General features: G+C 39.7%; 11 protein-coding genes. 9 read left to right on the top strand and 2 right to left on the bottom strand.

The annotated features are described in order from the left end of the window. Nucleotides 1-41 precede the first annotated feature (41 nt). Nucleotides 42-1265: an MFS transporter gene (locus tag ACP8HI_RS09570; protein ID WP_438350861.1), complete on the bottom strand. Its 1224-nt coding sequence runs from the start codon at nt 1263-1265 to the stop codon at nt 42-44. Between the two features lie 212 nt (nt 1266-1477). Between ACP8HI_RS09570 and blaI the strand changes: the two genes are divergently transcribed. The 3 genes from blaI (at nt 1478) to ACP8HI_RS09555 (ending at nt 4908) form a co-directional block, all read left to right on the top strand. Beyond that, the gene (gene blaI / locus ACP8HI_RS09565) at nt 1478-1852 is read left to right on the top strand and encodes a penicillinase repressor BlaI (RefSeq protein ID WP_438350860.1); all 375 of its coding nucleotides are present in this window, start codon (nt 1478-1480) and stop codon (nt 1850-1852) included. Nucleotides 1853-1884: 32 nt separating this feature from the next. Then, nucleotides 1885-3444, top strand: a complete 1560-nt coding sequence (locus ACP8HI_RS09560) for a M56 family metallopeptidase (RefSeq protein WP_438350859.1) — start codon at nt 1885-1887, stop codon at nt 3442-3444. Between the two features lie 417 nt (nt 3445-3861). Beyond that, nucleotides 3862-4908, top strand: a complete 1047-nt coding sequence (locus tag ACP8HI_RS09555) for a glycoside hydrolase family 53 protein (protein ID WP_438350858.1) — start codon at nt 3862-3864, stop codon at nt 4906-4908. Nucleotides 4909-5039: 131 nt separating this feature from the next. Here the strand turns inward: ACP8HI_RS09555 and ACP8HI_RS09550 are convergent, their stop codons facing one another. Then, nucleotides 5040-5993 (bottom strand): alpha/beta hydrolase, encoded by a 954-nt coding sequence (locus ACP8HI_RS09550; RefSeq protein WP_438350857.1) that lies wholly within the window; start codon nt 5991-5993, stop codon nt 5040-5042. A 269-nt stretch (nt 5994-6262) separates the two neighbouring features. Here ACP8HI_RS09550 and ACP8HI_RS09545 point away from each other — a divergent pair, with 269 nt between their 5' ends. From ACP8HI_RS09545 to ACP8HI_RS09520, 6 genes are all read left to right on the top strand, one after another. Continuing rightward, nucleotides 6263-7201, top strand: coding sequence for a tyrosine-type recombinase/integrase (locus ACP8HI_RS09545; RefSeq protein ID WP_438350856.1), 939 nt, complete (start codon nt 6263-6265; stop codon nt 7199-7201). Nucleotides 7202-7350: 149 nt separating this feature from the next. Continuing rightward, nucleotides 7351-8442: a DUF3900 domain-containing protein gene (locus tag ACP8HI_RS09540; protein WP_438350855.1), complete on the top strand. Its 1092-nt coding sequence runs from the start codon at nt 7351-7353 to the stop codon at nt 8440-8442. 66 nt (nt 8443-8508) lie between these two features. Continuing rightward, the gene (locus ACP8HI_RS09535; protein ID WP_438350854.1) at nt 8509-9135 is read left to right on the top strand and encodes a LysE family translocator; all 627 of its coding nucleotides are present in this window, start codon (nt 8509-8511) and stop codon (nt 9133-9135) included. A gap of 159 nt (nt 9136-9294) precedes the next feature. Then, the gene (locus tag ACP8HI_RS09530; RefSeq protein ID WP_438350853.1) at nt 9295-10593 is read left to right on the top strand and encodes a hemolysin family protein; all 1299 of its coding nucleotides are present in this window, start codon (nt 9295-9297) and stop codon (nt 10591-10593) included. A gap of 161 nt (nt 10594-10754) precedes the next feature. Next, the gene (locus tag ACP8HI_RS09525; RefSeq protein ID WP_438350852.1) at nt 10755-12149 is read left to right on the top strand and encodes an amino acid permease; all 1395 of its coding nucleotides are present in this window, start codon (nt 10755-10757) and stop codon (nt 12147-12149) included. 305 nt (nt 12150-12454) lie between these two features. Continuing rightward, nucleotides 12455-13738: a VPS10 domain-containing protein gene (locus ACP8HI_RS09520; protein ID WP_438350851.1), complete on the top strand. Its 1284-nt coding sequence runs from the start codon at nt 12455-12457 to the stop codon at nt 13736-13738. The last annotated feature ends 8 nt before the right edge of the window (nt 13739-13746 follow it).

The following is a 13746-nucleotide window of genomic DNA, read 5'->3' as shown; positions in this document are numbered from 1 at the left end:
GTTGTATCAATAATATTTATATTGTTCATCTAACGAGTAAATTATGCGGAAATATCTTTATCTTTAGGTAATAAGATGGCCAAAATTCCGAGTAACGGTAAATAAGAGGAGAGGTTCATGATAAAAGCTATGCTTGTATGATCTGCAATGTTTCCCATTACAGCAGAACCTAGTCCTCCTAAACCGAAAGCCACTCCGAAGAATAATCCGGAAATTAAACCAATCTTACCTGGGACTAATTCTTGTGCATAAACAACGATGATTGAGAATGCTGACGAAAGGATAAAGCCTGCAAATATGCTTACGACAGCTGCCCAGTACAAGGATACATGCGGCATCAGAATGGAGAAGGGCGCTGTACCTAGAATAGAGAGCCAGATGATGTTTTTCCGTCCAAATCTGTCTGACAAGGGACCGCCAAAGAATGTGCCAACGGCTGCAGCCGCAAGGAAAGCGAATAAAAAGTATTGCGCTTGTTGTACCGTGACCCCGTGAGTTTCAATTAAGAAGAATGTGTAATAGGAAGTGATACTAGACATGTACACATGTTTTGAGAACACGAGAAATACTAATACAATAATTGTACCGATGACTTGCGCGCGACTTAGCCCAGTATGATGAGTGACACTTGGAGATGTCTTTTTCTTAATGGGTGCAACGTGTAGCGATTGTTTACTATACCATTGAGCCACTTTGAATTGAATTACAATGGCAGTGAGTGCAGCGATCGTAAACCAGATGACCCCGAATTGGCCGATTTTCACAAATACGAGTGCGGTCATGATGGGCCCAAGAGAACTCCCGATGTTTCCACCAACTTGGAATATAGACTGTGAAAGACCTCGTCTACCTCCGCTAGCTAAGTATGCAACTCTTGAGGATTCTGGGTGAAATACGGCAGAACCTATTCCAACAGAAATGACAGCGAGCAGTACTATAGCGAAAGTTGGAGCTATGGATAGTGTGATGATTCCTATCAAAGTGAAACAAACACCCAATGGAAGTATGTACGGTCGTGGTCGAACATCGGCATACAAGCCAACTAAAGGTTGTAGTAAGGATGCCGTAATATTCATGGCGAATGCGATCAGACCAATCTGACTAAAGGTCAGATTCATGGAATCTTTTAATATTGGAAAAAGAGCGGAAACCGTTGATTGCATCGTGTCATTTAATAAATGGACAATACTGATCGCAAACAGTATAGGATATACAGTCGTTGCAGTTGATGCGCTGGGTGACGTTTGAGTCTTGGATCCTGTCAAAGAGCATACCTCCTATGTATAATGCGAATTTATGAACAACGTGAGCTACGCAAATAGCCACTACATCATTATCAACAATATCGTTTAGTTTGTCACGAAGTATATGAAATAACTCAACCAATAGACAATATTTATTTGACAACGTAGGATTACACATGTAATATACTCAGTGTATTACATGTGTAATCAATTTGAAGTCAGGAGGCAATCCTATGGAAAGTATCCCCAATATTTCCGATGCGGAATGGGAAGTGATGAAAGTTCTTTGGACCAAGACATCATGTACGGCGAATGAAGTTATTGATGATTTAGCAGATCATACAGATTGGAAACCAAAAACAGTAAGAACGCTTTTAAACAGATTAGTCCAAAAACAAGCCATTTCGTATTCACAAGAAAACAGGGTGTATACCTATTTCCCATTAGTATCTGAAGATGAATGTGTGAAGTACGAAACCCAATCTTTTCTGAAGAGAATTTACGGCGGTGCTTTTAAGCCGATGTTAGTTAACTTTCTGAAAGAAGAACAGCTATCTTCGGAAGATATTAAAGAGTTGAGAGACATTCTTGATGACAAGAAAGGTTGAAGATGATGTGGTAAGGAAAGGGGAGGGTGAATGTGAATCGAATAACAGAACACCTTATTAACCTCTTTGATTGGGTTTGGTCTGTCTCGATTATGGCTAGTGTACTTGTAGTGCTGATTGTAGTGATGCAACAGATTCTACAACATCGTTTGAAACCGAGATGGCTTTACTTGATGTGGCTGTTGGTTATTGCACGATTAATTCTGCCATGGGGTCCAGAGAGTGAATTCAGTATTTATAATTGGGTAGGTAATACGGACTCAGTTAACTCAGTTGTACAAGTTAATCTGGAAGGAATCATTTCAAGAGCAAATGTAGCAGAGACTACTGTCCCATCACTTAACCGATACTTTCTTATAATATGGCTGGTCGGAGTATGTTCGCTAGGCATATACACCATTTGGATCAACAGGAAATTTTCGAAAGAGGTAAGAAATGAGACAGTTCCAATAACCGATGTACGTGTGCTTGAGCTATTTAATCAATGCAAAAGAATGATGTCGATCAACAGGACCATTACTCTTGTTGAGTCTTGTAATTTGGCAACACCGACTCTTTTTGGTTTTGTGAAGCCTCAATTGATTATGCCCCATACCGTTTTAAATCGTTTGAACGATGATCAATTGCAGCATGTGTTGCTACATGAACTGGCTCACAGCAAGCGAAATGACATTGGAGTTAATTGGTTTATGCATGTTCTTTTAATAATTCATTGGTTTAATCCGATTCTTTGGTTTGCTTATCGTCGAATGCGGGAAGATCAGGAAATTGCGAGCGATGCACTTGCGCTCAGTTGCCTAGCTCCAGATAAGAACCAGGAATATGGATATACTCTTATAAAATTATTGGAAGGCTTCTCACAACCTATACAAGTTGCAGGAAATGTAAATCTTATAGGAAGCAAAAAACAATTACAAAGGAGAATTACAATGATCAAACAATTTAAATCGAATTCATATCGTTTATCGTTGCTTGGAATGGTGACCTTAGTCTTTATAAGTGGGTGTGCTCTAACCAATCCTAAGGTCAATCAGACAACTACACCATCATCGAGTGTAACAACTTCTGAAGAAAAGGAGGAAGTGATAGTTGCTGAAGAAGCGAATAAGACCGCGCTTGCAACCGAAGGTTCAAAATCGATGTCCTCGGAAGAGAAATCCGAAGTGAACACTACGTTAGGATCAGAACCAACAGTATTGGATAACGATGCGAGTGTGACATCTTCCGCAGAGCCAAAACTAATCGCAACTCCTTCGGAGAGCAAAGGAAAAGCGACACCGGAAGTAATGGAAATGGCTTCGGAGAGCAAAGCGAATACGACATCTTCTGCTGAACCCAAAGTAATCGCAGCGCCATCAGAGAGCAAAGGAAAAGCGACACCTTCTGTAGAACCCGGAGTAATCGCAACGCCATCAGAGAACAAAAGAAAAGCGACACCTACTGTAGAACCCGGAGTAATCGCAACGCCATCAAAGAACAAAAGAAAAGCGACACCTACTGTAGAACCAAAAGTAATAGCAATGCCTTCGGAGAGCAAAGCGGTCGGGGTGCTCTCAACAGAAGCAGAGCCGACGTTATCCGCGGGCGACTAAACTGATATAGCCTAATTGTAATAATAGATATGACAAAAGAGGTTCCCCAGTACATTCTGGTGAACCTCTTTTGTCGTCGTCATATACGATTCTACATAGGGGTATCTTCTTTTTAGGGTATATAATTACGCTGTAAGAAGAATATGATGTTTGGTCTTTATATGTAGAAATATTGCCAATTTACCTCTCTAAAAAACAGCGTATAACTTAAATTATACGCTGTTTCAATTGTGGATCGTTTTATATAAGGGTGATGGGTTCTTGGTAAGTGTAATAGATTTAAAAACTGCATAAATATTGCAAAAATATCCTATAAATACTCAATTGATAAATATATAATGAAAGCGCATACAAGTTTTTGCTTCCTAAAGTGACTTTTCGGTTGGATTTGCTACTATTAAAAAGGAGGACAATGAGATGTTAAAAAAAGTGATTAGCTTCTCGCTCGTGGTCGTACTTAGTTTTTCAGTAGTATTCTCAGTATATTTCTTAAATCCTGAGAAAGTCGAAGCGGCACCATCATTCGCTAAGGGGGCAGATATCAGTTGGGTAGCAGCGATGGAAGCTCAAGGTTACCAATGGAAGGATAAGACAGGGGTTACTCGGGATATTCTGCAAATTCTGAAGCAAGATTATCAAATGAATTCTGTTCGAATTAGAGTATTCGTTAATCCTTCTAACGACTATGGCAATGGTTACATGAATAAGGATAGGGCGGCGGACCTGGCTCTACGTGCTAAGAATGCTGGACTAAGTGTGATGTTGACTTTGCACTACAGTGATTCATGGGCAGACCCTGGCAAGCAGAATAAACCTGCTGCGTGGAGCAATTATACTTTTCAACAGCTGATGGATGCGGTATGGAACCATACAAGTGATGTCATGAATACGATGAAAAGTAAAGGAGTAACACCAGACTGGGTACAGATTGGTAATGAAACTAACAATGGGATGCTATGGAATGATGGGAAGGCATCTCTTAGCATGAAAAATTACGCTTGGCTCGTGAATTCCGGTCATAATGCAGTGAAATCAATTAGTAGTAGCACGCAGACAATAGTCCATCTTGCTAATGGCTATGATAATGACGTTTTCGTATGGAATATCGGTGGTCTCGTAAGCAATGGGGCGAATTTTGACATTATTGGAATGTCCTTGTACCCATCGAATACAGATTGGTCTACTAAGGTTACACAAACGATAAGTAATGCCAATAATATGATAACTAGATATAATAAGCCAATTATGATAACGGAGATAGGTATGGATTATAATCAGCCGGCTGCGGCCAAGAGTTTTATCACTGATATCAAGACGAAGATTCGGAACATCCCTGGAGGAAAGGGACTAGGTGTATTCTATTGGGAACCTCAAGCTACTCCAAGTTACAACGGCGGCTACAGTAAAGGCGCTTGGCAAGCAGATATGAAACCTACTATCGCTTTGGATGGCTTTATAAACTAATGATTAAGATTCATATCATAAGATCATAAGACAACTATTAAACTTCGTAGCGTAGAACTTGCATAATGTAACTCATAATAAACGGACACCGATGAAGTATCGGTGTCCGTTTATTATATGGACTTAAACAATCAGAATCCTTCTTTAATCCACGTTGTCGCTAATTTAATTGCGGCTTTTTTTGCGTTAGTATCTGCGAGAGCATTCAGCATGACGAAATCATGAATAATGCCCTGAAAGCGAACCGCCGTTACGGTGACTCCTGCCTCGCGTAACTTATTGGCATATGCTTCGCCCTCATCGCGCAGCACATCAGCTTCACCTGTAATAATCAGAGCTTCGGGTAGATCCCGTAGCTGTTCGATCGTTGCCCGAAGTGGAGAGGCTGTAATCTGTTCGCGATCGTTAGGGTCGTCAGTGTATTGCTCCCAGAACCATTTCATACCGTCGCGTTGAAGGAAGTAACCTTCAGCGAATTGATGGTAGGAGTCCGTATCAAAGGATGCATCGGTGACAGGATAGAAGAGCAATTGTTTGCTAATCTTCGGACCTCCGCGCTCCTTGCACATTAGCGTAATGGCCGCGGTCATATTTCCACCAACGCTGTCACCAGCTACAATGAATGAATTCAGATCAAAGCCTTGTTCGGAGGCTTCTTCAGCTACCCACTTCACAACGGCATAAACTTCTTCAATTGCGGTCGGATATTTCGATTCAGGAGCCAGGCTATAATTCGGAAAAACAACGGCCGCTTGTGCGCCGACGGATATTTCTCGGATCAGTCTGTCATGGGTATGTTGATTGCCGAACACCCAGCCGGCGCCGTGAATGTACACGATGACAGGCAATATAGCTGGAGCATTTATAGGTCGTATTATTCTTACAGAAACAGGGCCATTGGGACCGCCAGGAACTTCAAGATCGGCTAATAGTACTTTGGGCTTTTCGACGTCCCCCGATTGAACTTTATCTACGGTTGCACGTCCCTTTTCTGGACCAAGATCAGAAAGAAATGGGGGCTTAGCATTATCATCAGCGAATTTCTGTGCAGCGGGCTCAAGGACTATCCTTTTCACTTCGTTCATGATCAATCGTCTCCTTTTTCATATCATACTCAAGTTCACTCTCTTTAATACTTAACCATCTAATAGTACCCTGAAACTAATCATATGGAATTAATGGAAATAAAAGTATTTAAAAAGACTGATAAAGAGTCCGTATGATAACAAGAACCTGAGTACATGGAGGAGGACCCAGATACCGTTTTGGGATTCACTTTTAATAAAAGTCTACTTCCTCCACAGCTATTCTATGGTAGAATAGGTTGTTGTAAAGAAGTGGAGGTGGCGAAGGCGTGAACGATTACAGCGAAGACTACGAAGAAGCGCTGGATGCCTTTCTAATCTGGATGAAAGATGCAGGGTATACAGCTAACACACAGAAATCCTATCTCGGTGATGTGCATGAATTTTTGAATTCCCTCGGTGATAAGTCACTAGAGAGTGTAAAGAAGTTTCATGTTATCTCTTATTTATCATCCGTTCGTGAACGAGGTGTAAGTGATGCGACACGTAATCGTAAGCATGCTTCAGTAACCTGCTTTTTTAAAGCATTGATAGATTTGGAGTTACATCGTGTAAATCCAGCTTTGGATATTAAAAAATCGAAGACGGATAAGAATCGAGCACCGGTATATCTTGATGAATCTGAGATGCTGAGATTCTTCAGTGTAGTAGAAGGGAAGTACCGGAATCGTAATCTTGCGATTTTCTTACTAATGGCCTATATGGGGCTTCGTGTTGGGGAAGTTCATACATTGGATATCGCAGATTTCAACGCTGAACGACGGTTGCTAAGTGTATTTGGAAAAGGGCGTAAGTGGAGAACCATCCCTGTCCCTGAACCAGTCTGCCCTGTGCTAGCGTTGGCGATCGAGGAACGTCTTCTACCCAAACGAAACAAAGAGACAGCGATGTTTATTTCGCAAAAAGGTAGAAGGTTGTCCATTCGCACCATCCAACAAGCCGCATCAGATACGTTCGATCGATTTCAAAATGACATTTTGCCTATGCACCGAATACCGTATTCTAGTCATAAGTTACGCCATTCCTTTGCGACTATGCTTCTACGTAAAGGGGCTGATTTACGTACAGTACAGGAGTTATTAGGACATTCCTCCATTCAGACAACTACGGTTTACACACATATTACTAGTCGTGAGAAAGAGGAAGCCATGTCTAGACTCACATTGGAGCTGCCAGTACTCTCCATGAACGAGCTTATTATTGAATAAGAAATAAATAGTGATTCGCCAACTATCAAGTCTAACCTAGTTAACATAATATTAGTTATGTTAACCGAATGCAGCTGATCAAACAGTCTGTTCCTACATTTATGTATTATTCACTAACAAATAACATTTACTTATAAAAGGAGTTCGACATGCGATTTAGCGTACAACACTTATCTTTCTTTGTCATACAGGTCGAAGGCCGTGATGGTCAGACCGTCAAGAGCTATAAACATTATCAAACGCTGGACGGTCAAGAATACGTAGATAGCGAAATCAGTAAATTCCTCGATGGAGAATTCACTCGAACAGCCAAGCGCAAAGTGGAGAAGAATCCGAGCAGCGAGCAACCACCTACCAAAATCGGTCGTTTTATTGTAGAACCTGGGCACGATCTAGATAGTAATCCGAACTTCAATCTGTTTCTGCGACTTCGCACGACGGATAATAAAGAAGATTATAAAAATGCATGTGATGATCTTATTCGTAGTTATTTGGATACTAGTGCTGTTCGAGGTGGGGCGCTGATTATCGTTCAGGCTGTATTATCGACGCATTTGGATGATCCTTTTATTTTCGTCCTCAAATGTGATTTCGAACAGAAAATCGCGCGGATTTCAGATGAAAAAAGCTTGGTAAGTCAAGTTGAGATGGCTATAAATGCACGAAATATGAAATCAATCCAATATCCATACATGCCTGAAGAAGGTATCGTGGAGGATTGGGAGCTCAAAATTCATCAATCCTCACATGCACGATATTTCGAGGATTTCTTGAAGTTCGTTACTTATGAGCAATCGATTCCAGAGATTGTGAATGAGCATGTTATGGAATTTGTTCAGACTTATGTAGAGAACAAATGGCCTGATGCAAGCCATGAAGAACGTCATCAAGAAGAGCGTGAATTAGAGCTGTGGGCAGCGAGTGACAAGCGTAGTTTGCAAGAGAAATGGGATCCAGAGCAAGTCGTGGAAGCTGCATCCCGAATTGTGGAGATTAAGCCAGAGATAGAGATTAAGTTCAAGCTTGGTGAGACTTTTATAAAAGGCTTGTTAGCCGATTACGGAGATAAAATCCATCTTACGAAGCTAAATGATGGATATGCTGTTATTATTGAAGGAGATGCCTTCACCTTTGATAAAGGTTACTCTCCCGTTGAATTGTTACAGCCAGAAAGTTTCCGATTGGTCGCCGATCGACTGCTACAATCTCGAAATGAGTTAGACGGTGATGACGAAGAATAAGCTTCTTGGTAACCTTTGTGATCAAAATATGTCTTTTCGAACAACCTCTATAAGAAAGGATAAAACATGTTTACATTATCATCTATTATTCTATTTGTTGGTGCATCCATTGTATTAATATTAATCCCAGGACCTGATCTCATCTTTGCCATCACACAGGGGATCACGAATGGAAGGAAAGCAGGGGTCTATACAGCTGTTGGACTAAGTCTTGGCAATGTAGTTCATACATTAGCGGCTGCGCTCGGTCTTTCTCTTATTATTACGCAATCAGCGATGGCATTCAGTATTTTCAAATGGGCAGGTGCTCTATATCTATTCTATCTGGCTTATAAATCTATTAAATATCGAAAGAATCACATCCAATTAAATGTAGATCAACCCAAGGACCAGCGAAGTTTGTTACTTAAAGGGCTTACAATGAATATATTAAATCCAAAAGTGGCTATATTCTTTCTTACATTTCTGCCGCAGTTTGTGCAGTATTCAAATGGACGAGTTCCGCTTCAAATGATCATTCTAGGGCTTATTTTTCTTGTGCTTTCAGGAATCATATTTGCTTTACTTGCCTATTTTGCGGGAACATTTAGTCAACGATTACTTGCTAAACCTAAGTTTAGTGAGGTTGCGAATGTGACAGCTGCCGCCATTTATGTAGGATTAGGACTCAAATTATTGACTACTAAGCTGTGATCTTAATTTAATCAATACTATTAGAAACGACAACTAAGCATAATGGTTGTCGTTTCTTTGATGTTATTCCATCCAATATTTTGTTATAAATCTCTGAATAATGTATAATTATTTCTTGATGCTATTAAAATCATATTTTTATAAGGAGAAGATGTTGTAGTGGAAAGTGATAGGCCGGGGTTAAATTTATTAATGATCGCTATTTTAATTGGATTAACAGCTTTTTTCGTAGCGGTAGAATTTGCAATGGTGCGTCTTCGACCGAGTCGAGTGGACCAAATGGTCAGTGAAGGTAGAAAGAATTCACTAGCTGTAAAAAAAGTGCTAGATAATTTAGATGGGTATTTGTCTGCTTGTCAATTGGGGATTACGATTACCTCACTAGGATTAGGATGGCTGGGAGAACCTACAGTTGAAAGTATTTTACATCCTGTGTTTGTGAAAATGCAATTAAATCAAGGTATTACTGATCTCCTTTCTTTCATAATTGCATTCGTCATGATTACGTACTTACATGTCGTTGTAGGTGAATTGGCACCTAAGACGATTGCTATTCGCAAGACTGAGACCGTAGCCTTATTAACTGCACACCCAATCATTTGGTTTGACAAAGTAATGAGACCCTTTATATGGTCCTTGAACGGATCAGCTAACCAGTTAGTAAAAATGATGGGGATCAAACCTGCATCAGAACATGAAGAAGCGCATTCCGAGGAAGAGCTTCAGATTATAATAAATGAAAGTTACGAGAACGGAAAGATTAACAAGAATGAATACGGCTATGTGAATCGAATATTCGCTTTTGACAATATGCAGGCTAAGGATATCCTTGTGCCGCGTACAGATATGGTGTGCTTATATACAGATAAAACGCAGCAAGAGAATATGGATATCATCACTACTGAACAATATACTCGCTTTCCCGTTGCGCAAGAAAATAAAGATAATATTATTGGTATTATTAATACCAAACAATTCTTTTTAGCTTATAATAGCAATCCTGACATTGAAGTTGCAACTTTAATCCAATCTGTGATGTCTGTTCCAGAAACGACTTCTATCGATGCCTTGTTAAAGAAGATGCAAAGAGAGAGTACTCATATAGCTATCCTTGTAGACGAGTATGGAGGCACTTCTGGAATGGTAACCATTGAAGATATATTAGAACAAATCGTTGGTGAGATTCGTGATGAATTTGACTCTGATGAAGAACAAGAAATTACGAAGATCGATGATAATCATATTATTGCCGATGGCAAAGTATCCTTGGTACTTATCAACAATCTTCTTTCAACTGAATTTGAAACGGAAGAATGGGATTCGATTGGTGGATGGTTATATGGTCATCAGTCTGAATTAGAAGAAGGCGATCTATGGCAGCACGAGAATATAACATTTACTCTGCTAGAGAAAGATAAGCATCGATACTGTAAAGTTGAACTTATGGTTCAAGTATAAATAGGTAAGAACAAAAGAGTAGCCGATAAGGCTGCTCTTTTGTTCTTTTTAGAAATAGATCAAGAGTGTATCGAGATGAATTACTGTTTATTATCATTGACATAGAGCATACTAAATTACAATAATAAACATCGCTATAAGAACCTACAAGGAGAGAAACCATGGATTTATTTCGCAAAAAGTCAGCTTTAAGTTATATAGAAGAAGGAGACGCTAAAGACCAAACAACCAAGTTAAGAAAATCGCTAGGGGCTATGGATTTAACCATTCTGGGTGTTGGAGCTATTGTGGGAACGGGTATCTTCGTGCTTACTGGTGTGGCAGCGGCTGAGCATGCAGGCCCAGGTCTTGTTCTTTCATTTGTAGTAGCGGCTATTGCGTGTGTGCTAGCAGCACTTTGCTATTCCGAATTTGCCTCATCAGTACCTGTATCAGGTAGCGCGTATGCGTATAGTTATACCGCTTTTGGTGAGATGTTTGCGTGGATTCTAGGTTGGGATCTCGCACTCGAGTATGGTGTTGCAGGTGCTGCAGTGGCCAGTGGTTGGTCGGGTTATTTAAAAGGTTTACTGGATGGATTCGGAATCCATCTCCCATTGGCCATTTCCGGATCCTTTAATATGTCCAAAGGGACTTACATAGATTTGCCAGCGGTCCTCATTATTCTTTTAATCTGCTATTTGTTGACTAGAGGGATTAAAGAAACGGCACGCTTCAATACGATTATGGTAGTAATAAAGATTACGGTTATCTTGTTATTTATAGGTGTTGGTATTTTTTATGTGAAACCGTCAAACTGGTCTCCATTTTTACCATTCGGAATGACAGGGGTGTTGAATGGTGCAGCTGCTGTATTTTTTGCATATATAGGATTCGATGCTTTATCTACTGCTGCGGAGGAAGTGAAAAATCCTCAACGAGATTTACCTATTGGGATCATATCGTCCCTCGCCATTTGTACTATTCTTTATATCATCGTATCGTTAGTCATCACTGGAATTGTACCATTCGAACTTCTAAATGTGACAGATCCGGTAGCATTCGCTCTTCGATTTATCAATCAGAATATAGTGGCAGGGCTCATATCATTAGGAGCGATTGCAGGTATGACCACGGTCCTGCTAGTGTTGATATATGGGCAATCCCGATTGATATATGCCATTTCTCGTGATGGAATGTTGCCTAAGCTCCTTTCAAACATTAACGTGAAGACACAAGTTCCCGTCATCGGTACATGGATCACGGGAATTCTCATAGCCATCTTGGCAGGGTTAATTCCATTGGACAAGTTAGCGAGTCTAACGAGTATTGGCACACTGTTCGCATTTGCAGTCGTTTCATTAGGTATTATCGTCATGCGGATCACAAGCCCGGATTTACCTAGGGGATTTCGCGTTCCATGGGTTCCATATATTCCGTTGTTGAGTGCGGGTATCTGTATTTACTTGATGTTCAGTCTAAGTAAAGAGACATGGCAAGGTTTTATTATATGGTTACTGATCGGTTTGGTTATATACTTCTGTTACGGATACAGACATAGTAAGTTGAATAAATAGAATAACCTTTCAAACAAGCAGATTTGTATGAAGATTTGCTTGGTTTTATATTTATAATTTATATTAGTTAACATAATATATATTACGTTAACCATATTATTGTTAATTGCATTAATAATATATGTAATTAATTATGGTGAAGTGGTACCCTTTTTCAATCATTCGACTTTTACTAGTTCAAAAAGACGAAGTACTTCATATATTATGTTATAATATTTACTTAGAATAACGTTGTTACTAATTTATAATCATATTATTTGTAATATATTTATATCAACTAGAAATCGGTATCCACGGAGGCAGGTATGATGAAGTCACGACGACATATAGTTCCAATACTTGTAATTATATTAGGTTTAGTACTTACGGCATGCTCTAAAGATAACGTCGAGTTACCATCTCAGCCACCTGAGGAGCAAGAGGATTTAACTGAACAAGGGCAAACATTGAATGTAGTTGTACCTGAAAAAATGAACGAGACTACTGAAGAAAACGGGAAATATCAAATTCAGACTCGATTGGTGGACTTCAATTTACTTGACGAGAATGCTGGACTAGCATGGGGAGTAACAAAGAAAACTCTCCGGTTATATCGAACTGAGGATAATGGTGTAACCTGGCTTAACATTTCACCAGCAGCAAATATTAAGTTTGATTCTAATCCCAAATATGGAATAGATATGTTCTTCTTAGAAAAGAATAATGGTTGGATTATCCGAAATGGACAAGGTGTAAATGAAACGGTTGTTCTTCGTACGACGAATGGGGGGAATCAATGGAAGATATCCTCTTTACCTAAGTCAGATCATATTAAGGGAATTTCCTTCTCATCTCCCGCACGTGGATGGATTATGACATCATCCGCTACTTCAATGGGAAAAGAGGAGAAATACTTATATAGAACAGATGACGGTGGAGCCACTTGGACAAAGATTATGCAGAATACAGGGACGCTAACCTTGGAAAATGATACGATGGGTTCCATATCTAATACTGGATATTTAAATAATATGACTTTTGTTGATGGTTTGAATGGCTTTGTCACCCTACAGGATAAAGAAGTCTCAGAATTATATATGACAGAAGATGGCGGTAACACATGGAACACAATACCCGATTTCATTGATCTGAATAAAATGAGTGCATGCAGTACACTGTCTCTAGGTAAGCCCCAATTTGTTACACAATCGAAAAGACATGGTTTTATGCCTTTAAGTTGTACTAAGGGTACAGAAACTAAATTTAATGGATATTTTACGATAGATAAAGGACAAAGTTGGGTGTTAGCTCCCTTTCATTTGAATTGGACTTCAGGGTTGAACCAAGGACTGAGCCCTGTATTTGTAAGTAATTCAGAAGGATGGCATCTTCAGGGATCAAATCTGTATCATACGGTAGATCAAGGGAAGAACTGGAAGGCTCTACCGATTAGTCTACTATTGCAAGACTACATGGACAAGTATCCGATCGTAGTAAAAATGGATTTTATCTCTTCAGATGTAGGATGGATTTTATTAGAGAACAGTGATAAAAAGCGTTCGCTACTGTTGCAAACAATGAATGGTGGTGTTAGTTGGAAAGTATTATAATCAGTACT

This window comes from Paenibacillus sp. FA6, assembly GCF_051550225.1.
Taxonomy (GTDB): domain Bacteria; phylum Bacillota; class Bacilli; order Paenibacillales; family Paenibacillaceae; genus Paenibacillus_AQ.
The sequence above is the reverse complement of the archived record's forward strand: the minus strand, read 5'-3'. Positions and strand labels throughout refer to the sequence as shown.

Excerpts from the sequence above, each read along its gene's own strand:
- blaI (WP_438350860.1), top strand. The coding sequence starts at position 1,478 with ATGGAAAGTATCCCCAATATTTCCGATGCGGAATGGGAAGTGATGAAA.
- ACP8HI_RS09555 (WP_438350858.1), top strand. The coding sequence starts at position 3,862 with ATGTTAAAAAAAGTGATTAGCTTCTCGCTCGTGGTCGTACTTAGTTTT.
- ACP8HI_RS09550 (WP_438350857.1), bottom strand. The coding sequence starts at position 5,993 with ATGAACGAAGTGAAAAGGATAGTCCTTGAGCCCGCTGCACAGAAATTC.
- ACP8HI_RS09540 (WP_438350855.1), top strand. The coding sequence starts at position 7,351 with ATGCGATTTAGCGTACAACACTTATCTTTCTTTGTCATACAGGTCGAA.
- ACP8HI_RS09535 (WP_438350854.1), top strand. The coding sequence starts at position 8,509 with ATGTTTACATTATCATCTATTATTCTATTTGTTGGTGCATCCATTGTA.
- ACP8HI_RS09525 (WP_438350852.1), top strand. The coding sequence starts at position 10,755 with ATGGATTTATTTCGCAAAAAGTCAGCTTTAAGTTATATAGAAGAAGGA.
- ACP8HI_RS09520 (WP_438350851.1), top strand. The coding sequence starts at position 12,455 with ATGATGAAGTCACGACGACATATAGTTCCAATACTTGTAATTATATTA.